Here is a 19,394-nt window from a genome sequence, read left to right as displayed (position 1 = left end):
TATGTATGTCTGGATATATGAAACAAAAAACACCCCCTTGAACCGTTATTTCATTGTTAGCAAAATGCCAAAAAATCCGCTTGTCGAATGACAAACGGATTACGGTTAAACTACGTTTATTGTTATTTCATGTGAATTCCCAAATCCAAATCAGACACTAGATAGCAGGCATCACATTGCCACCACTTACCGGGATATAGGCACCTGTGATAAATGAGGACAGATCCGAAGCGAGAAAAGCTACCGCATTGGCGATTTCCTGATCTTCACCCCTGCGCTTCAGCGGCACGGTACGCGTATATGCCTCATCATGTCCAGGCTCACTGGACCGATCACGTTCGCTAATTGTCCATCCAGGTGCAACCTGGTTTACGGTAATCTGATACTCACCAACCTCCTTGGCAAGCACGCGATATACACCATCCATTCCACGCTTACCAGCGGTGTAGGCCGATTGATGAGCGAAATTTTGCATCGCACATTCCGTATTGATACCAATGAACCGACCGGCTCTGATATCTTGCATATGTGGAATGAAAGCTTTGGCAAGATACACACTCTGCATGACACAGGATTCAAACTGGCTCAAGTAATCTTCAGGAGACTGTTCCAACACCGTTGTCCATTCATATTGAATGACTGCATTGGCAACAACGATATCCACTCCACCGAGGACAGGCTGAATTTCATCACGCATCCGAATTGCCGTATCCTGCTTTGTAATATCTCCCTGTACAATAACAGCCTGACGACCGAGTGCTTCAATCTCACCTTGAAGCTCCCGAGCCTTGGTATCATTATTTATGTAATGTAGAGCCAGATTGGCGCCACAGGCTGCCAACGTGCGGGCGATGACTCTCCCCAGTTGTCCGGTTGCGCCTGTAACCAGAGCCGTTTTTCCTGAGAGATCCAATTGCATAACAGTGAAAACCTCCTTGTATTCGTTTGTTCGAAAACGATTTCGTAAATATGTTATTTTTGTTCATTAATGACGCGTTATTCAGAGAGATATACAGCATTGTTCAATGCTGTATATGGTAGTTCAACTTTTTCCCTATATGTGGAGACTATTAATTATGATGTTGAATGAGATCTATTTCCTGGAAGCGACTGACTTCCTTTTCCCAACGCTCTTCTACATATTGACGGTGAACCGGGTGATTGTTGTATGCATCATACGCAACCTGATCCGCAAAGACCATCGAGAAACTGTAGTCAAACTCATTCTTCTCACTTACCTGTTTCAGAACCTGAAATTGCTCTACGCCAGGAATGACAGCCAGTGCATCTGAACTTTCCTTCAAAAAGGCTTCGGCCTCCGGTGTATCTTTACCCGCGTAAAGTGTAAACGTTACCATATGTGTGATGCTGCTCATCTCTATTTCCTCCTCCAATATGTTCGTACTCGTTTCCTAGTGTACATCCGAATGTGTTGTAAGCGCAATAATTGGTTGAATTAATTTTTAATGTACACAAAAAAACCTCAGGACAAATCCCGAGGTTTTTTTGTAATGTATGGACAAACTTATTTGGTGATGTTGTATTTACGGTTAAATTTATCAACACGGCCACCGATATCCACGTTTCTTTGTTTACCAGTGAAGAATGGGTGGGATGCGGAACTAGTGTCCACACGGATTACTGGGTAAGAGTTACCGTCTTCCCATTCCATAGTTTCGTTAGAGAACTTCGTGGAAGAACTCAGGAATTTGAAATCAGCACTTGCATCGTAAAAAATTACGAGTTGTGTCTTTGGATGGATGTCAACTTTTGGCATAATCTATTTACACTCCTTTAATATGGGTACTTCTTTAGAATCAAACTACATTTTATTATACTCTTTTTTTGGACAAAGTACCAGCAGGTTTTGAGGAATAGCTAAAAAAAATATGATATCTGTGATTTTGCACCTAATCAGGTGTCAAGCCGTCCCTTTCTCCAGTACATTCAACATGTACTCCAAAGCCTCCAGTTCATCCCTGCCTCTTGTCTGTAATCTGACAACACTACCATATCGAATGGGTAGTAACGCCATTCCAAGCAGGCTTTTGACATCTACACGATGCTCATGCTCAGACTCCATATACGACAAAATAATATCCGAGGAAAAACGCGACGCTTGAGAAGATACCGACATCAGATCATCCCGATGAAAATCAGCGTGTATCATAAATTCATGTACTCTCACAACCTTCAGTTCCTTTCGCTAAGTATTCATTCACCAATATGGTGTGTATCCATTTATATATTAAAATCTTCATGAATTATACCATGTTATGGGAGCTTGACCCATACTTTTTTGCAAAAAAACAAAAAAAAGAGTCCTGAACCCTAGGACTCTTCCAGGTTGTTCTTACATACCATTCGGATAAACCATGACCTTCAGACTGCCGCTTTTATTGTGTAATGCACGCTCCATCGCTTGCTGTGTCTCTTCGAGTGAATAACGATCTGTAATCAGGGACATCACGTCATGCTGGCCGGAGCTCAGAAATTCAATTCCTGCCGGATAAGTATTGGCATAACGGAATATGCCATAGATATCAACTTCATTGTCCGCAATAAATGGAACATTGAGTGCGATCTCGTCCTGTGCAGGCAGGCCCACAATCGCAAGTTTTCCTCCACGTCGAAGTGAATACAGAGCAGATTGTAGCGCCTTCGGATTCCCCGCTGTTTCCCATGCAGTATCAACACCCACACCATTTGTTAACTCGCGAATCACAGCCAGCGCATCTTCATTCCGCACATTAATGGTATGAGTGGCACCCATGCGGCGAGCTGCTTCCAGCCTAACTTCCTCCAGATCCGTTACTATGATCTTCTCTACACCGAAAGATTTGGCAGCAGCCACAGCCATGAGTCCAACGGGACCCATGCCCATAATCGCCAGGGTTGTACCCGGAGCCAGTTTGCTGCGGCGTGCAGCGTGAATACCAACAGAGAATGGCTCGTTCATAGCTGCTTCCTCATAAGACAGATGATCCGGGATCGGGAATACCATATCTTCACGCATCACCATGTATTGTACAAATGCCCCATCCACCGGAGGGGTCGCTAGAAATTGTACATCCGGACACAGGTTATAGCGACCTTCCTTGCATGCCGTGCAGCGTCCGCAAGTCACCCCAGGCTCAATAGCAACTCGATCCCCTGTTTTCAGACGGGATACGTTCGAGCCAACAGCAGCAATGATCCCCGCACACTCATGACCCAGAATGATCGGTTTCTCCACCACAAATCTGCCAATGCGCCCATGTTCAAAATAATGCACATCCGAGCCACATACCCCGACAGCCATTACCTGGATTAACACCTCATCCGCTGCCGGTTGCGGGACGGGTTGTTCCTCAATAATAATGTGTCCTGGCTCTGTCATGATAGCAGCTTTCATGGTCTCGGGCAGTTGATGTTGTCCCATACGGTTCTCCTCCTCATGTATGTCCATGCTGTCTATTGTACATCAAAGAAAACAAGGTATCTTCTTTCTTCCTTCCTAATTACCAATCAATAGATTGTTCGACCTTGTTCATCCGCTATGCCGCTCTTGCGATAGAAGTACGTATTGATCATGTCCCGCCATTCCTTGGCATGTTCGGCCTGGTTGTCCTGTAATGAAGCAACTTTGCTGAAAATAACTGGGTCGATTTTGCCCTCCAGCCCTCTCCATGTCTCGGCTAACGTCTCCGCCTGCACAACACCTTCAAAGTGTGTATCATAAATATGCTGAATGACCGTTTTACCCGAATGCAGAACATGGGTGTATGGCACGTGATGGAAAAATAAGATCAGCTCATCCGGACAGGTGTCTACGGACTCATAACGATCAGCATTCTCAGGGTGATACTGTGATGTGTATCCTGTACCACTGTTCACGGTTCGATCTACACCAATGCCATGACAATCGGCAAAGTGATACGTTCCCCATTTGGAATACTCATACCCATCTACATTCGGCCCATAATGATGCTCCGGATTAACCATCCAGCCTACACCGAGAGGCGCAGTATAATTCTCATAGATATCTAGTGAAGTCAAAAGCATGCCCGTAACCTGCCGCACAACTTCGTCTTCATGTCCAAATGTGAGTCTCACCCACTCATCAGCAATCTCTTCCGCGGACAGTTCCGGGTTCCACGCAAGTCTTCCATATCCATATAGATTCGCCTGCGCGAGTGGATGTCCTGTCCAACAGGCATCTGCACCAATATTGGATACTGCGGCGAAGCCACTGTATGGTCGTTTATACAGAGAACCGTCCGCGATTCGCTTGATCTCTGAACCTTCGCCTTTGGCGTATGTGTCAAAGTCCAATACTTCTTTCCACTGGGGAACCAGATAACAGAGATGACGTTGTTGCCCGGTATACTCCTGTGTAATCTGAAATTCAATCACCTGATTTGTATTTTCCATGGCGCCGAACAGCGGGGATACCGCCTCTCTCACCTGAAAGTCCATCGGCCCGTTTTTGATCTGCAAAATGACATTTTCGGCAAAACGCCCGTCCAGCGGCGTAAAGTGGTCATAGGCTGCACGTGCACGGTCAGTGGAACGATCCCGCCAGTCCTGCTTGCAGTTATAGACAAAGCAACGCCAGATGACCAATCCACCGAATGGCCGAAGGGCTTCAGCCAGCATGTTCGCACCATCGGCATGATCACGGTTATACGTGAACGGTCCCGGACGATTCTCGGAGTCTGCCTTGATCAGGTAACCGCCAAAATCCGGAATCGCTGCGTACACCTTGGCCGTTTGAATGTTCCACCATTCCCGTACCTGCGCATCCAGCGGATCAGCCGTACGTAATCCACCAATCTCAATTGGACTTGCGTAGTTGGCGCTCAGGAACAATCGAATACCATACGCTCTGAATTCAGCGGCAACCTTCGCCACATCACTAAGATAACGTTCCGTCAGAAACAGACTCTCACGGCGGTGTACATTGACGTTATTGATCGATATGGCATTGATTCCCGTGGAAGCGAGCAAACGTGCGTAATCCCGGATGCGTCCCAAGTCCAGCGTGAATTCCCCGTTATCATAGAAAATGGATTCTCCTGCGTAACCACGCTCAATGCTACCGTCCACGTTATCCCACTGATTAATCATTCGTAGCGCATTGGTTGGTTGCTCTGTAATGAAGCTCCACTTATTCACAGCGTCATCCGCCTCATGTGCACTTCCTTGATCCATTGTCAGCTCACGAAGCAGATGGAATGCACCATAGAGCACACCTTGGGGGGTCTCTGATCCAATGACCAGCACACCTTCTGTCTCGTTCTCACGAATGATGTACCCTTCTCCTTGAACAGTTGAACGCTCTGTCTCACTGAACGACCCAGCCACGGAATCGCTCCCTGTCCAAGTGCCGATTTGTATTGCGGGAGCGGAGGCATGCTTGTCCCGTTCACTTTCCTGAGCATCAGACAGATGACTGACCGACGGTTTCACGCCATATAACCTCTCTAGTCCCCGTGAAAGTTCGGTCAGAGCTGTTGTAATTACTCCATGGTTCTCTTCCACCAATATCAGCTTGCTCCACGCAGGAGCCGTCTTTTGGGCAAGTCCATTCGCTTCTGGCAATTCGGAGTGATACCCCAGCCACGCATCGTACTGTGGACCTGACAAGGCAGATTGAATGACGGATTGGCTCATTGTACCGCCTCCTTGCTGGCATAGATCTGCCCAAGGTGATTCCCTTTTCCTTCGAGTAGCCATAGAATCGACGTTACACCACGCGGATAGTACTTGCTGCCAACCGCTACACCAGACAGGATCTGGTCACTCCAGCACCAGTAGGATTCCTCCGGATGCAGCAGCCAGTTGACATGAGCCGCGTCTGCTGCCTTGCCTGTCTCATTCCATTCCACACCCAGCAGCTCTCTAGCGATAAACTGGGACAAATAGATTTTGCTCAGCCACGAGTTATTGCTTGTTGAGGACAGTTTCCAGCCTCCATCTTCGAACAGACATGTTCCCGGTACAAGAACCGTCTTCAGATGAGTTTGGAGTGCTTTCAGATAAGGTCCAAAACGACCATTGACATCCAGTGCTGCTTCACAGCCTGTAAAGTACGGGAACACCAAACCTTCAATCGCCGGAATGATTCGAGAATCATTATTTTCTGCAATAACAGCTGGAATGTAGCCGCCATCAGTCAACTGTGCAGCAATACTGGCAGCGCAGCGATCCGCTTGAAGTCCAGCTTGATGGGACAGATCCGCCAACTTCTCAGTTGCGAACAGCTTCTCCAATGCAACATAGACCGCCCAACATTTACCCGCCAGATAGATATTATTGCGAGACTGACCAAGTGACACATCCAGGCTGTCGTAAGTTGTAATCTCCGCTCCACCTTGGGTACGGCTGCTATCCAGACCCATTAGACCGTTACGCTGCTCTGCGTCGGGATGGTCACGATTAAGCATGCTTTCGAAGCAATCTTGGATAACAGGCAACATGTTTTTCACAAAAGCTTGATCCTGTGTCTGTTCAATGTATACTGTCGCGCAGCAGAGCCAGTTCACCAGCTCCTCGTGGCTCATCTGTGAGAAACAGTCGTCAATGCCAACCAGCTCATATGCCGAGTGTCCAGGGCGTGAGAACACATTGGCAACACCAATATCATGGGTAAAGGTAATTCCGCCCGGATATAACTTCTCTTCCCCCGGGAAACGAACCTGATCCGTATAACTGTATCGTTTCACAAACCACTCCAGCTCATTACGCACCGTCCATGGATTCAAGGCAAGCTCGAAGTACAACTGATCAGCCGTCAGATCAAGTGTGTTCATCATCCGATACTCCCCTTCGTTCACCACCCAGAGTGGCTCACCATCGGCATCCAGCAGTTGAGTACTGGCATAATAGCTGTGAATGGAATGAGCAAGCATGAATGATTGATCTTCGGTCAAAGCAGCCGATCCAAGGCGTTGTTCAACCTCTCCACAGGATGCAGTCAACTCACTGAAGCGTTGAAGTGCGTACTCTCCTGCTGCCTGAATATCGGAGAAATAGCGCGTATACCAATACGTTGTGTCCATTCCTGTCGTCACAATGCCCCCGCGATAGAAACATACTGCGAATTGATACGTACGTTTCTCTCCAGCCGGAACCTCCATCAGTAGTGCAGCTGTTGAACCAAGTCCAAATGCCAGATTCTCCCGATGTTTCTCCTGCAACAGTTTCTCCAGCGTAAATCCGCGTGCGGGCCACAGTCCGTCATCTGCTGACATAATTGCTGTAAGTCGACCTTGTCCCACACCTGTGATGGAGCCACCTTCCGGTCCTCCAATCAGACGCATCGCAGAGTACGGATCATTGCCCTGATAGCCAAAGTAGGCTTTGCGGGGTTGTTGACCTTCCGTATTGTCAATTGTCATCTCAACCAATACGGCAGGTACGAGTGCATCCATTATTTCTTCACGATTCCCATTCGTTGGATCAGGTACTGGACGTACAGGCGAGTAGATACGAAACGTCAGATCTCCAGCAGTCCACGTATCCGTACCTGAGGTAAATTCACGTGTGATATCTTCATCGCGAAAAGCCGTAATAAGAGGTTGTGGAACTTTGGTCGCTGTTGTCGACGCAGTGTCCCCATTCTCCAACTTCTCTACATCATAGCGGCTGCTCTCATCCTCGGAAGCTTCATAAAAAGGAAACGCCTGATAATTGTCGCCATCGCGAGATTGTAATCCAATATATATATTCTGATCTGCCGGCTTGCCGAGTTCAAGACCCAGCCCGCCTTTGGCTCCTTTGTAACCCAGTGTAAAACTCGCAAAAGCACCAATCGGTGCGTGATGTGCATTATAAAAGATGGATTTGGACGTATTCATGAATCATAACCCCTCTCAGAATGGTTGCATACGTTTTCATTAGCCCCATCCTAACACGTGTTTCCACCTCCGACCATGATCAAATCAATCGGATATTTACCCAAATCAAGCTGATAGACTATAATAGATTAAAGCGGTTACACAAAAACATTCCATTAGATATACGTGCGTAATCAAAATCACATTTTTTGAACAACCTCATATGAAGGGGGATCTTCCATGTCTTCAACGTATTTGCCTCCTACTTTGGGAGAATGTGTCCATGAAGTTTTTTATCCAGATGTACAAACAACGGTCAATCTGTTTGCCATTCATTTACGAAGTGTGGGTATGGACTGGGATTATCCGGCACATGAGCACCCTCAATATGAATTGAATTATGTCACGGAAGGCGAGCAACGCATGATGGTGAATGGTACCCTATACATTCAAAAGGCTGGCGAACTGCTCCTGATTCCTCCGGGAAGCATTCATTCCAGCCAGAGCCATAACGGCAAGGGATTCACGTATTTTTGCATGCATTTTGACATTGATGATCAGTTGTTCCTATCGTTGCTGGCGCGCATCAAACAAGTGCGATTCAGTGCGGATAGTCCGGTTACACAGCAGATTGAGCCGGTTCTGCGCAAATTGATGTCATCTGCGGATGATGAAACAGCAAATACGATGGTACAGCGTATGCAGCTGCAATCTGCGGTATTTGAACTATTTGGCCATCTGTGGGAGGCGGTCTCTAAAGAGGCAGCTCACTGGTTTACCGACGGACACGAGAAGATCGAACTCGCCCACCAGATTCGTAATCGATTGCAAGGCTTGATGAGTCAGCAATTCAAACAGGGACACGAGTCCAACAGTCACTATGGCATTGATGATATTGCAGCAGAGCTGGGCATCAGTTCTTCTCACTGTAATCGCGTGTTCAAGGAGGTGTTCGGTCAGTCTCCACGTGCTGTATTATCCCAGTTGGTTTTGCATGAAGCGAAGCTTCTTCTGGGCAATCCGAAGCTGTCCGTTCAAAATATTGCCGTCATGCTTGGTTATAAGGATATTGCCCATTTCAGTCGTCAATTCAAGCGCTGGTCCGGCATGTCACCATCCCGTTACCGACAGGAACAGCCTGCTCTGGAATAGGTCCAGTAGCAGGCTGTTTGTCTTTCTTATTTATTTCAACAAACGCTTAATCAGCTTCAGCTTGTTATCATACGGTGGATACAGAATCGGCAGATTCAACTTGGTGCTTTTTTTCAGTACACTTTTGAGATGAGAGAAGGTTTCGAAACTGTACTGCCCATGATACGAGCCAACACCAGAATGACCAACACCGCCAAACGGCAGACGTGGATTCGCTACATGAGTGATGGTATCGTTAATGCAGCCGCCTCCAAAAGAAACTTCACGCAGCACTTTGTCCTGAACCCGGGTGTCGGAAGTAAACAGATACAAGGCGAGTGGTTTCGGCCGCTTTACGATTTCTACAATGGCTTCATCCAGGTTACGATAACTAATGATTGGCAAAATGGGTCCAAAAATCTCATCTTCCATCGTTGCTGCATCCCAGGACTCCGCATCAATTAAAGTAGGTTCAATGAAGCGATCTTCCTCATCCGAAGCTCCCCCATATATCACTTTGGCCTGATCCCGCTCAATCAAAGTCGTCAGACGTTTAAAATGTCCCTTGTTCACGATTCGCCCATAGTCCTTGTTGTGCTGGATATCTGAACCAAAGAAAGACACGATTGCTGCCTTCATCTCTGTAATTAACGGTTCCTTCACGCGCTCATGCACAAGTAAATAATCGGGTGCGATACAGGTCTGTCCTGTATTGAGCAGTTTGCCCCATATAATGCGCTCAGCTGCTACTTTGATATCCGCCTGTTCATCCACGATGACAGGGCTCTTGCCTCCAAGTTCTAAAGTAACGGGAACGAGATTTTTGGCAGCTGCCTCCATCACAATCTTGCCTACCGGTACACTGCCTGTAAAAAAGATATAGTCGAATGGCGCGTTAATCAGCGCTGTTGTTGTATCTTTTGCACCATCGAGCACTTGTACGTATGCCGGTTCGAACACACTCGCAATCATTTCACGTACAACAGCGGACACCGCAGGTGTATTCTCTGACGCTTTGAGCACGGCTGTATTACCTGCTGCAATAGCACCAACCAATGGTTCGATTAAGAGTTGAAAAGGATAATTAAACGGTCCGATAATCAGAACCGCCCCGTAGGGTTCGGGTATGATATAACTTTTCGAACCCAGGAGCGCCATTTGCGTTTTCACTTTAACGGGTTTCACCCATTTATTCACTTTACGAATGGTGTGTGTGATGCTATCCATCATAAATCCGATCTCGGTTGTGTAGGATTCGAACTCACTTTTGCCCAAATCCTGATACAGAGCTTCTGTCAGTCTGGATTCGTACTTTTGAATAGCCTGCTTCAGTTGGGTCAGACGTGCAATTCGAGCTTCTGCCGATCTTGTTGCCCCGGAACGAAAGAACTGTCGTTGCTGCTCCAAAATCTGTTCAACTTCCTGACTGGTTACTTCCTGTATAGTCGTTGTCATATATACAGACTCCTCTATTCATTATTGATCAAGCGTTTAAACTTACGAACCTATAAGACACATGCAAAAGCATGTTTTATCACTATTAATCTACAGACACTCTTCTTCCAAAGCAGCTACCAGTTCCTTCAGCAGTTCCACAGATGCATTCAATGAAGCCGAATAATAGCGCTGTGTGCCCTTCTGCTCCACAGATATAAGCCCCTTCTCTAACAACAGCTTGAGATGATGAGATATGGCTGGCCGGGATAGGCTGGATTGTTCGGTAATTTCATTCACCGTCATTCTGCCCTTCTCGGTAAGTGTCAGCAAAATGGATTGACGATGGTTGTCACTTAAGACCTGAAATAACGGAATACAGGTTTGAAAAACGCTAATTGCTTTTTGTCCCATGGTTTCACCTCTATACTATTTCTTCTTCATTATTTCTACGTATATTTCTCTGTTTGATGTCTGTTGGTTTAAACATTCGAACCTAATGACTGAATTGTACTCTTTAATCACTTGAACTGCAAGTGAACCATCAACTAAATTTAATATAATGCTTATAAAGCGCTTCCATACTACCATACAAGTATGGTAGTATGTCATTGAAGGAGTTGAAGTTGTGGAATATACCCCAAAGTTATCATCCAAAGCCGGTTTGTTGCCTGTTGCGAGCAATATGTCTTCCATGAATAATAAGCAATCTTACTCAACGCGAGATGTCGTTTACTTCACGCTGAAACAACTCATTTTGAGTTTGAAAATGCCTCCGGGAACAGCTATTTCTGAGAAGGAAATTTCGCTGGAGTTCCAGGTAAGCCGGACACCTGTTCGAGAAAGTTTTGTAAGGCTTGCACAGGAAGGTCTGCTGGAAGTGTATCCACAGCGCGGCACATACGTCTCTCTGATTCAGGTCGATCTCGTTGAGGAAGCACGGTTCATGCGTGAACAGCTCGAACGAGCCGTAATCAGGCTCGCCTGCGAGAACTTTCCGAACGAACAGATGGTAGCTCTTGAACAGAACCTTGCGTGGCAACAGGAATGCAGGGTCAAACCGGATGATGAACGAATGTTCCAATTGGATGAGGAATTCCATAGCACTCTTTTTGCAGGCTGCAACAAAAGCAACACCTGGACTGTTATCCAGCAGATGAATGTACATTTGAATCGAAGTCGCATGTTACGCCTGTCCTCGGACCACCAGTGGGATCACCTGATTGAACAGCACCGGTCTATGGTCAAGGCCATTCAGCAGCATGATGCCGACACAGCAGAGCGACTGATGCAGGAACATTTGCATTTAACTGTCACCGATTTGGCTGTCCTGCAGGATACATATCCGTCCTATTTTCAATGACTGAATTTTTCTTCCTACTATTCATGATGAGGTGAACGTGATGAGAATGGTTTTTCGCTGGTTCGGCGAAGGCAATGATACGGTAACGCTGGATCATATCCGGCAGATTCCGGGTGTTGAAGGTATTGTGTGGGCACTGCACGATGTTCCTGCTGGCGAGGAATGGCCAATGGACAAAATACTCGCTGTCAAAACAGCAGCAGACAAGGCCGGGTTACATCTGGATGTCGTTGAGAGTGTGAACATCCATGAGGATATCAAGTTGGGCCTGCCATCAAGGGATAAATACATTGCAAATTATATTAAAACAATGGAGAAACTGGCTCAGGTGGGTGTGAAGGTCATCTGTTACAACTTTATGCCGATCTTCGACTGGCTTCGCACGGATATGCACAAGGAAATGGAGGATGGCTCAACTGCCCTCTTCTATGAGCACAGTAAACTCGCAGATATAGAACCTCTAGAACTCGTTCGACGCATTACGGAGAACTCCGCACTCACTATGCCAGGTTGGGAACCGGAACGATTGCAGTATTTAACAGGTCTGTTCGAAGCGTACAAGGATGTAACCGAGGATCATATGTGGGAGCACGCACGTTATTTCCTGCAAGAGATTATGCCTACAGCCGAACGGCTGGGGATTCGAATGGCCATCCATCCGGATGACCCGCCATGGCCAATCTTTGGATTACCAAAGATTATTACAAGTCAGGAGAATGTTCGGAAATATTTGAATCTTTATGATAGCCCTTACAACAGCGTGACACTATGCAGTGGCTCTTTGGGAGCGAATGCTGATAATGACATTATCGGGATGATACACGAGTTCAAGGATCGGATTCCATTTGCCCACATTCGTAATGTAAAAATCTACGATAACGGCGACTTTATCGAAACCTCACACCGCAGTCAGGATGGAAGTGTTGATATTGCAGGGGTTGTTGAGGCTTATCACGATATCGGTTATGAAGGTTATGCAAGACCCGACCACGGTCGTCATCTCTGGGGAGAACAGTGCCGACCTGGTTATGGACTCTATGACCGGGCTTTGGGGATCATGTATCTCTGGGGTGTCTGGGATTCCCTGCAAAGGAGGGCAAAAGCATGAGTGAACACCAATATGAACGCTCATCTCGTCTCGAAGGCAGAACGGCAGTAATCACCGGAGGTGCTGGAGTATTATGCCGCTCCATGGCGGAAGAACTCGCTCGGCACGGTGCAAGTGTAGCCATCCTGAACCGCACGGTGTCCAAAGGGCAGGAAGTTGTAGCTGCGATTGAAGCTGCAGGTGGCAGAGCGATTGCGATTGCCTGTGACGTAACGCAGGCAGATAGTGTGCAAGCGGCGGCAGATGCGGTGCTGGAACAGCTTGGACCATGCGACATTCTTATTAATGGCGCCGGTGGCAATAACGCCAGTGCCAACACCACAAATGAAATTTTCAGATTGGAAGATCTGGAACAGAGCGATGTTACTACATTTTTTGATGTGAGTGTAGAGGGATTCCGTCAGGTGATGGATCTGAATTTTGTCGGTTCTCTCATCCCCACTCAAATCTTTGCAAAACATATGATAGAGCGTGATGTTCCCGCTACTGTCATAAACATTTCTTCCATGAGCGCCCCATCGCCCATGACAAAAGTTCCAGCATACAGCGCTGCGAAGGCAGCGATTAACAACTTCACGCAGTGGCTCGCCGTTCATCTGGCTGAATCCGGTATTCGTGTCAACGCCATTGCACCCGGGTTTTTCCTGACTGAGCAAAACCGTAATCTATTACTGCAACCAGACGGCTCACCTACGGAGCGTTCGAGTAAAATCATTGCGCATACTCCTATGCGCCGCTTCGGCAAACCGGAAGACCTGCTTGGCACATTAATGTGGCTTGCCGATGAAAGACAATCCGGTTTTGTCACTGGCACAGTCATTCCGGTAGATGGCGGATTTATGGCGTATTCCGGTGTTTAACGATTTCTTACACAGACACTCCGATGAAAGAACAACCTTCCAATCGCTGTTATCCCCAGATTTTATCGATTCACTTCTCCGAAGGAGAAATCCGGGGATAAAGGCGAGCGCTTCGCTTTTTCAGGTTTTTTCTTTCCTCTCCGTTACGTGTAAATGAATCAGTTCAACTAATATAGAGAATTTTTAGAGGACCGAAGCCTGGGATACTTACCCAGGTTTCGGTTTTTTGCGTTTAAGCATAAGATCCTCCAGCATAGGAAAAGCTTGTTATAATACATGTTCAAAAGCAAACTTTTTAAACAACCTCTTAATACAGCTACGGTGAAATAAAGGAAGGTGATACATATATGATGGAAGAAACATGGGTTGTTGCCGTACGGTCTATTATTGCCTTTCTGACCCTGATCATCTATACAAGGGTGCTGGGCAAACAGCAGATGGGTAACTTGACGTATTTTGATTACATTAACGGTATCACAATCGGTTCCATTGCGGGGACTTTTGCAACCGATCTTTCCTCCAAGGCGTGGATTCATTTTGTGGCCTTGACCATTTTCACAATCATTACGATCATCTTTCAGTATATTACGCTGAAAAATCGCACCATCTCCAAACTGATGGACTCTGATCCAACATTGATCATCCAGAACGGTAAAATTCTTGAACAGAACCTGAGTAAAATGCGAGTCAAATTTGATGAATTGACCATGATGCTGCGGCAAAAGGATGTATTTGATATTACAACACTGGATTATGCGATTCTGGAACCGGATGGCAGCCTCTCGGTTGTTTTGAAACCTGAGAATCAACCGGTAACCGCCAAAGACATGCATATGCACCCGCCTAAGAGCAAGCTGATGACCGAGATTATCATTGATGGCCTGCTGATTAAGCAAAATCTGGAGGAAAGAAATAAAGATATCAACTGGCTCAGTGAACAGCTTAAAAAGCAAAAGATCACGATACAGGATATTGCTTTTGCCGCCATATTGCCTAATGACAAATTGTATGTTGATCTGTTCGAAGATAAAATCACCGAAAAAATCGATATGGGCGATTATGAGGGACCTTTCTAAACTCTTTACATCAAGGAGGCGGTTGAATGAAAACGCGTTTCTGGCTGTTATATGTGCTTCCGATCTTCCTCATTCTTGTGTTCGTTGCAATTATGGCTAGCGGAGCCTTTCTCAAAAAGCCCTTTGGCAACGATGATCGCTTGCTTGAATCTATACAAACGTTAGAGAAACAGGTTGAGGGTAAAAAATGGACTGAAGCCAAGTCTCAAGTTAATTACGCAATGAAGGCCTGGGATAAAGTCGTCAACCGCATTCAGTTCAGTGTGGAACGTGAAACGATATATGATATTCTGGGCACGCTTGCTCGGATCAAGGGCGGCGTTGCGGCAGAGGATGATAAGGCGATTATGGAAGAGATTTATTACTTTTATGTGTTATGGGATAATCTTGGAGATTAGGTTCAATATCTTTAATATCAGGCTTGAATATAAGAAGTAAGTCCAACAACAAAAGGCACTATCCTTTTATGAAGAAAGGAAGTGCCTTCTTTGCAATGATATAACTTTATATCCATTACGCTCTTCGTAATCCCCGAGACCGTGACGATCGCGAAGTACCTTCTTTGCGGAAAAAGAGACCGAGTGCTCCCTTGGCACACCACAGTGCAAACAAAGCGAACAGCGTGCCCCAAAACAGCGCGGGAAGGAATGTCTGTTGAGCGAGATTCGCTGCATCCCCTGCCCGTGAAGGCTGAGTCCAGGACATAAATCCAACGTATACAGCACTAACAACCGACTCTTCCAGCGTAAGAAACGCCAGTAACAGATAATAGTACTTCACGATCTTGGCACCAAAAATCATAATGACAACGTTCAGTACGATGAACCCGGTCAGCCATAACATGCCGAACTCCCCTCTTACATATAACAGGAGCGACACCAGAGCGACAGCCGTCATAATACCAAGTCCCCACATGTGCAAGCCTTTGCGGTATAAGTAGAACAACAGCAAGGCGAACAGTGAAGCACTGATATATCCCGCCAGAGAAACCAGGATCGATCTGCCTGGCGTCAGCATGGAAGAGTAAGTTACACCACTATGATCAGCGTACAATTCAATGCGCAGCACTTTACCGGATAATACCAGTGTCATTAGTGCATGACCGAATTCGTGAATCATCGTATCCAGGTTACGGAACAAGGACGAAAATGGGATGAATCGTGTAAGAAAGACGGAGCCTAGTAGAAAAAGTATCGTTTTGACCCACTTATTCAATCGTGTATACCTCCTTTACCTTCAAGTAAACAATCAAGTAAACAAGCCTATCCTTTATACTACGCTTTTTTCACTCGATTTGTTTCGGCTTCCGAACTGTAAGGCACAGTGCTCCATCCACCAGCAGAAGCTCCGATTGTGTCCAATGAAAAAAGAAGACAGATCATAGCGGCCCTTTTCGGCCTCTAGCGTAACGAGCAGTCGATTCCGCATCCGACGGAGAGCATAGTGCACGAATTGATCTGCAACCTCACTTTGTATCAGGGTAACATAAGCATAAAGAGAATGATCGACAGGTTCATCAAGCGGACTCACCCCTGCACATGAAAATTCCGTCCTCACGCCCGCACTCTGAAGTATGGACAATGCCTTCACAAGCTCGGCATCAACTTCAACACCGTTCCAAATCTCTGTTTTCTTCGCGGATACTGTATGTTTATCACGTTCCGTCCAGTGCATCAGCTCCAGCTTACGCCGTCTCCACAGATGGGCAGGCTGTTCACTTAACAGCACTTCATGTTCCTCATTTAAATTCATGCAATGTGTCCTCCTGTTCTCCTTGATCCGGTCACCTTATTAAACAAAGAGAGAGCACATCCCTGTGCTCTCTGCTTTGCAAAAAGGCAAAGGAATGGCGATCCATTCCTCAGCATGTTGTATTATTGTACCTTTTTCGGTGACAGGCATCAAACTGATTTTTAATTATTCGTTTAGTGCCAGTTTCAGAGCCTCCAGATTCTGTCTCATCACGCTAATGTAGTCCATTCCCGCCGCAATTTCTTCCTCGGTGAGTCCCTCAATCGGATTCAATACAGCCGTCTTGGCCCCCACTTCACTTGCGATTGTCTCAGACACTTTGGATGAAACCAGTGTTTCGAAGAAAATCGTTTTCACCTGATGCTCTTTTGCAAAATCAATGACAGATGCCATCTGCGCTGCTGAAGGTTCTTGCTCAGGAGACAAACCTGCGATGGGCACCTGTTGCAATCCATATTCCTTGGCAAGATAACGAAATGCAGCGTGTTGTGTGATGAAATCCTTACGTTTGCTATCCGTCACAGCCGCCTTGAAGTCCTGATCCAGTGACTCCAGTTGAGCAATGTAGGCATCTGCATTCTGCTTGAACTGTTCAGCATGTTCCGGGGCAGCCTGCGCCAAACCTGCTTCAATATTGCGCACTTCTTTTACAGCCAATGCAGGTGACAGCCATACGTGGGGGTCGAGTCCACCGTGATCGTGATCATGTCCTGCTTCTGCCTCTGCGTCATGATCGTGTTGTTCTTCAGCAGTCGCTTCATCTGAATGATCGTGGTCGTGATCATGTTCTTCTGTAGTAGCTTCATTCGCATGGTCATGGTCATGATCGTGTTCTGTTGCCTCAGATTCACCATGATGGTGTTCATGCTCTCCACCTTCAAGAAGGTTGATGCCTTTGCTCGCTTCCACCTGAATGAGTGAAGCATTGCTCAGACTTCCGGTGACCTGATCAATCCAAGATTCCATGCCCGCACCGTTGTATACAAGCACATCCGCTTTTTCAAGGCTGGCAATATCTTGTGGTGTGGGCTCCCAATCATGGGGCTCCATTCCTGCTGGAACGAGTGTATGCACATCGGCCAGATCACCTGCCACATTTTTGGTGAACTCGTACATCGGGTAGAAGCTGACCTGCACGTTTAATTTTGCGGTTTCCGTCTTGACTGGAACGGAAGTGCCTGTCGAAGCTGTATTTGCATCAGAAGCGGATTTTTGTCCGCAGCCTGCGACGATAAGTGTGAGACTGAACAACAATCCGAGCGTTGCTTTTTCACTGAATTTCATGTGATGTATTCCTCCTAGAATGGTTGACCAGAATGACGTGCTGTGATTTCGTTTCTTTGCGGTGACGCTTGCGGTTATATCGTGCAATCAGCTTTTGCGCTGATATTCCAGTCAATAGGATGACCAACAGGAAGAGTGCAATTGTTCCTCCCGGTGGTGTATTGAGATGGTAAGATGTTGTGAGTCCACTAAAAATACCGATTAAACCTGTAATTACCGCGACAATAATCGCCGCTGTAAAACTGCGAGACACTCTCAGTGCCAAGGCAGCAGGTAATACAATGAGAGCAGACACCAGCAACACTCCGACGATCGGCATGGCTGAAGCTACAGTCATTCCTGTCAGAATGGCAAATGCAAACGATAAACCTTTTACCTGAACGCCCCCAATGGAAGATGTCTCTTCATCAAACGTAAAGCTATAGAGCGGTCTTCGGAGCAGGATGAAAAAAAGTAAACCCATGACACACACACCTGCCATCATCCACAATTGTATATCGCTAACCGCGACAATAGATCCGAATAAGTATGAGCTGAAGGTCTTGGACAGATTGGTTTTAAGACTCATCAACACTACAGCAAGAGCCAGTCCCGAAGTCATGATGATCGCCACAGGTACCTCGCTGTAGGTTCGGTAGCTTCGCCGTAGTTGTTCAACCAGTAATGCACCGATAATTGCAATGGCGAATCCGCAGATCACGGGGTTAAGATTCATGACCGAACCGAGCGCAACCCCTGCCAGTGAGACATGGGATAACGTGTCTGCCATAAGGACCTGCCGCCTGAGCATCAGATAGACCCCAAGAATTGGAGCGATGACTCCAATCAGTCCACCTGCCCAGAAGGCACGTTGCATGAATTCGTACTCAAACACTGCCATTCCTCACTTTCTTGCCGCTCCAGAGTAATCGTACGATCCAATCGATTCCCCATCTCTTCCAGTCCGTGAGTAACCATAATAATCGTTAACCCATGAACATCAGCATAGTGGCGCATCAGATTGTAAAATCCTTCACGGCTGTGGCGGTCCATTCCCGTTGTTGGCTCATCCAGTACCAGAACTTGCGGTTGCCCAGCCATAGCTCTGGCAATACAGATCCGCTGCTTCTGTCCACCAGACAGCTCACCGACGCGTGTATTCCGATATTCCCACATGCCAACTTCCCGCAAACTGCGTTCAACGATGGCATCCTGCTCTGCTGTGAATCTGCGGAATAATCCCAGCCTGGTGTAACATCCGGACCGGACCAGTTCATTCACCGTACTGGGAAATCCACTATTGAACGATGCAACCTGCTGGGGCACATAACCGATATTGGACTTGTTCCCACGTTTCAACTGCGGATTCATATGTATCGTGCCGCTCCAGGGCTTCAATAGCCCTAGCAGCAGCTTTAACAGGGTCGTTTTGGCAGAACCATTGGGACCTGTGATGCCTATGAACTCTCCCACATGAATATCCAGCGACAGTTGATCAATGACCGGCTCTTTGCCATATCCAAATACAACATCACGCATGGAGGATAGTATCATGCCATTTCCTCTTTTCGTAAATATTACGATTTA

At 46.7% G+C, this 19,394-nt stretch carries 20 protein-coding genes; 6 read left to right on the top strand and 14 right to left on the bottom strand.

The features are described from left to right. Positions 1-157: 157 nt before the first annotated feature. The 7 genes from MKY28_RS09370 to MKY28_RS09340 all read right to left on the bottom strand — a co-directional run bounded on the left by MKY28_RS09370 (position 158) and on the right by MKY28_RS09340 (position 7,841). The gene (locus MKY28_RS09370; RefSeq protein WP_340935791.1) at positions 158-919 is read right to left on the bottom strand and encodes an SDR family NAD(P)-dependent oxidoreductase; all 762 of its coding nucleotides are present in this window, start codon (positions 917-919) and stop codon (positions 158-160) included. Positions 920-1,070: 151 nt separating this feature from the next. Beyond that, positions 1,071-1,376 carry a Dabb family protein gene (locus tag MKY28_RS09365; RefSeq protein WP_036673713.1) on the bottom strand — a complete coding sequence of 102 codons (306 nt, stop codon included), beginning with the start codon at positions 1,374-1,376 and terminating at the stop codon, positions 1,071-1,073. Between the two features lie 149 nt (positions 1,377-1,525). After that, positions 1,526-1,777, bottom strand: a complete 252-nt coding sequence (locus MKY28_RS09360; protein WP_036613829.1) for a type B 50S ribosomal protein L31 — start codon at positions 1,775-1,777, stop codon at positions 1,526-1,528. A 144-nt stretch (positions 1,778-1,921) separates the two neighbouring features. Continuing rightward, the gene (locus MKY28_RS09355; RefSeq protein WP_026081056.1) at positions 1,922-2,188 is read right to left on the bottom strand and encodes an HPr family phosphocarrier protein; all 267 of its coding nucleotides are present in this window, start codon (positions 2,186-2,188) and stop codon (positions 1,922-1,924) included. Between the two features lie 165 nt (positions 2,189-2,353). Continuing rightward, positions 2,354-3,421, bottom strand: coding sequence for an NAD(P)-dependent alcohol dehydrogenase (locus MKY28_RS09350; RefSeq protein ID WP_100527485.1), 1,068 nt, complete (start codon positions 3,419-3,421; stop codon positions 2,354-2,356). 86 nt (positions 3,422-3,507) lie between these two features. Next, a complete protein-coding gene (locus MKY28_RS09345; RefSeq protein ID WP_340017600.1) occupies positions 3,508-5,655 on the bottom strand; it encodes an alpha-glucuronidase family glycosyl hydrolase in 2,148 nt (715 codons plus the stop codon). Next, positions 5,652-7,841 carry a glycoside hydrolase family 52 protein gene (locus MKY28_RS09340; RefSeq protein ID WP_340935789.1) on the bottom strand — a complete coding sequence of 730 codons (2,190 nt, stop codon included), beginning with the start codon at positions 7,839-7,841 and terminating at the stop codon, positions 5,652-5,654. The genes MKY28_RS09345 and MKY28_RS09340 overlap by 4 nt, the downstream gene beginning before the upstream one ends. A 219-nt stretch (positions 7,842-8,060) precedes the next feature. Here MKY28_RS09340 and MKY28_RS09335 point away from each other — a divergent pair, with 219 nt between their 5' ends. Beyond that, complete coding sequence (locus tag MKY28_RS09335) at positions 8,061-8,972, top strand: AraC family transcriptional regulator (RefSeq protein ID WP_340935787.1); 912 nt, start codon at positions 8,061-8,063, stop codon at positions 8,970-8,972. 30 nt (positions 8,973-9,002) lie between these two features. Here MKY28_RS09335 and MKY28_RS09330 read toward each other — a convergent pair whose 3' ends face one another. Further along, on the bottom strand, positions 9,003-10,406 hold the full coding sequence (locus MKY28_RS09330; RefSeq protein WP_074095359.1) for an aldehyde dehydrogenase: 1,404 nt from the start codon (positions 10,404-10,406) through the stop codon (positions 9,003-9,005). 90 nt (positions 10,407-10,496) lie between these two features. Further along, entirely contained in the window at positions 10,497-10,799 is a 303-nt protein-coding gene (locus tag MKY28_RS09325) for an ArsR/SmtB family transcription factor (RefSeq protein WP_017688208.1), read from the bottom strand. 271 nt (positions 10,800-11,070) lie between these two features. On the opposite strand from MKY28_RS09325, the gene MKY28_RS09320 reads away from it, so the two are divergent. From MKY28_RS09320 to MKY28_RS09300, 5 genes are all read left to right on the top strand, one after another. Continuing rightward, a complete protein-coding gene (locus tag MKY28_RS09320; RefSeq protein ID WP_026081054.1) occupies positions 11,071-11,748 on the top strand; it encodes a GntR family transcriptional regulator in 678 nt (225 codons plus the stop codon). A gap of 40 nt (positions 11,749-11,788) precedes the next feature. Then, a complete protein-coding gene (gene uxuA, locus MKY28_RS09315) occupies positions 11,789-12,856 on the top strand; it encodes a mannonate dehydratase (RefSeq protein WP_036673719.1) in 1,068 nt (355 codons plus the stop codon). Beyond that, positions 12,853-13,716: an SDR family oxidoreductase gene (locus MKY28_RS09310; RefSeq protein WP_340935785.1), complete on the top strand. Its 864-nt coding sequence runs from the start codon at positions 12,853-12,855 to the stop codon at positions 13,714-13,716. The genes uxuA and MKY28_RS09310 overlap by 4 nt, the downstream gene beginning before the upstream one ends. A 347-nt stretch (positions 13,717-14,063) precedes the next feature. Further along, a complete protein-coding gene (locus MKY28_RS09305; protein ID WP_105599036.1) occupies positions 14,064-14,792 on the top strand; it encodes a DUF421 domain-containing protein in 729 nt (242 codons plus the stop codon). Between the two features lie 26 nt (positions 14,793-14,818). Further along, positions 14,819-15,190, top strand: a complete 372-nt coding sequence (locus MKY28_RS09300; RefSeq protein ID WP_076328606.1) for a DUF4363 family protein — start codon at positions 14,819-14,821, stop codon at positions 15,188-15,190. Positions 15,191-15,305: 115 nt separating this feature from the next. On the opposite strand, the gene MKY28_RS09295 is transcribed toward MKY28_RS09300, so the two are convergent. The 5 genes from MKY28_RS09295 to MKY28_RS09275 all read right to left on the bottom strand — a co-directional run bounded on the left by MKY28_RS09295 (position 15,306) and on the right by MKY28_RS09275 (position 19,361). Further along, entirely contained in the window at positions 15,306-16,007 is a 702-nt protein-coding gene (locus MKY28_RS09295; RefSeq protein ID WP_036613817.1) for a M50 family metallopeptidase, read from the bottom strand. A 54-nt stretch (positions 16,008-16,061) separates the two neighbouring features. Continuing rightward, a complete protein-coding gene (locus tag MKY28_RS09290; protein WP_340935783.1) occupies positions 16,062-16,544 on the bottom strand; it encodes a hypothetical protein in 483 nt (160 codons plus the stop codon). Positions 16,545-16,709: 165 nt separating this feature from the next. Next, positions 16,710-17,828 carry a metal ABC transporter substrate-binding protein gene (locus MKY28_RS09285; RefSeq protein ID WP_340935781.1) on the bottom strand — a complete coding sequence of 373 codons (1,119 nt, stop codon included), beginning with the start codon at positions 17,826-17,828 and terminating at the stop codon, positions 16,710-16,712. Next, complete coding sequence (locus MKY28_RS09280; RefSeq protein WP_340935779.1) at positions 17,815-18,708, bottom strand: metal ABC transporter permease; 894 nt, start codon at positions 18,706-18,708, stop codon at positions 17,815-17,817. The genes MKY28_RS09285 and MKY28_RS09280 overlap by 14 nt, the downstream gene beginning before the upstream one ends. Then, on the bottom strand, positions 18,654-19,361 hold the full coding sequence (locus tag MKY28_RS09275) for a metal ABC transporter ATP-binding protein (RefSeq protein WP_340935778.1): 708 nt from the start codon (positions 19,359-19,361) through the stop codon (positions 18,654-18,656). Before MKY28_RS09275 ends, MKY28_RS09280 begins: the two co-directional genes overlap by 55 nt. Positions 19,362-19,394 lie beyond the last annotated feature (33 nt).

The organism is Paenibacillus sp. FSL R5-0473, assembly GCF_038004565.1.
Lineage (GTDB): Bacteria > Bacillota > Bacilli > Paenibacillales > Paenibacillaceae > Paenibacillus > Paenibacillus amylolyticus.
The sequence above is the reverse complement of the archived record's forward strand: the minus strand, read 5'-3'. Positions and strand labels throughout refer to the sequence as shown.

Coding starts and splice junctions, on each gene's coding strand:
- MKY28_RS09370 (WP_340935791.1), bottom strand. CDS start 919: ATGCAATTGGATCTCTCAGGAAAAACGGCTCTGGTTACAGGCGCAACC.
- MKY28_RS09365 (WP_036673713.1), bottom strand. CDS start 1,376: ATGAGCAGCATCACACATATGGTAACGTTTACACTTTACGCGGGTAAA.
- MKY28_RS09360 (WP_036613829.1), bottom strand. CDS start 1,777: ATGCCAAAAGTTGACATCCATCCAAAGACACAACTCGTAATTTTTTAC.
- MKY28_RS09350 (WP_100527485.1), bottom strand. CDS start 3,421: ATGGGACAACATCAACTGCCCGAGACCATGAAAGCTGCTATCATGACA.
- MKY28_RS09345 (WP_340017600.1), bottom strand. CDS start 5,655: ATGAGCCAATCCGTCATTCAATCTGCCTTGTCAGGTCCACAGTACGAT.
- MKY28_RS09340 (WP_340935789.1), bottom strand. CDS start 7,841: ATGAATACGTCCAAATCCATCTTTTATAATGCACATCACGCACCGATT.
- MKY28_RS09335 (WP_340935787.1), top strand. CDS start 8,061: ATGTCTTCAACGTATTTGCCTCCTACTTTGGGAGAATGTGTCCATGAA.
- MKY28_RS09330 (WP_074095359.1), bottom strand. CDS start 10,406: ATGACAACGACTATACAGGAAGTAACCAGTCAGGAAGTTGAACAGATT.
- MKY28_RS09325 (WP_017688208.1), bottom strand. CDS start 10,799: ATGGGACAAAAAGCAATTAGCGTTTTTCAAACCTGTATTCCGTTATTT.
- MKY28_RS09320 (WP_026081054.1), top strand. CDS start 11,071: ATGTCTTCCATGAATAATAAGCAATCTTACTCAACGCGAGATGTCGTT.
- uxuA (WP_036673719.1), top strand. CDS start 11,789: ATGAGAATGGTTTTTCGCTGGTTCGGCGAAGGCAATGATACGGTAACG.
- MKY28_RS09310 (WP_340935785.1), top strand. CDS start 12,853: ATGAGTGAACACCAATATGAACGCTCATCTCGTCTCGAAGGCAGAACG.
- MKY28_RS09305 (WP_105599036.1), top strand. CDS start 14,064: ATGATGGAAGAAACATGGGTTGTTGCCGTACGGTCTATTATTGCCTTT.
- MKY28_RS09300 (WP_076328606.1), top strand. CDS start 14,819: ATGAAAACGCGTTTCTGGCTGTTATATGTGCTTCCGATCTTCCTCATT.
- MKY28_RS09290 (WP_340935783.1), bottom strand. CDS start 16,544: ATGAATTTAAATGAGGAACATGAAGTGCTGTTAAGTGAACAGCCTGCC.
- MKY28_RS09285 (WP_340935781.1), bottom strand. CDS start 17,828: ATGAAATTCAGTGAAAAAGCAACGCTCGGATTGTTGTTCAGTCTCACA.
- MKY28_RS09280 (WP_340935779.1), bottom strand. CDS start 18,708: ATGGCAGTGTTTGAGTACGAATTCATGCAACGTGCCTTCTGGGCAGGT.
- MKY28_RS09275 (WP_340935778.1), bottom strand. CDS start 19,361: ATGATACTATCCTCCATGCGTGATGTTGTATTTGGATATGGCAAAGAG.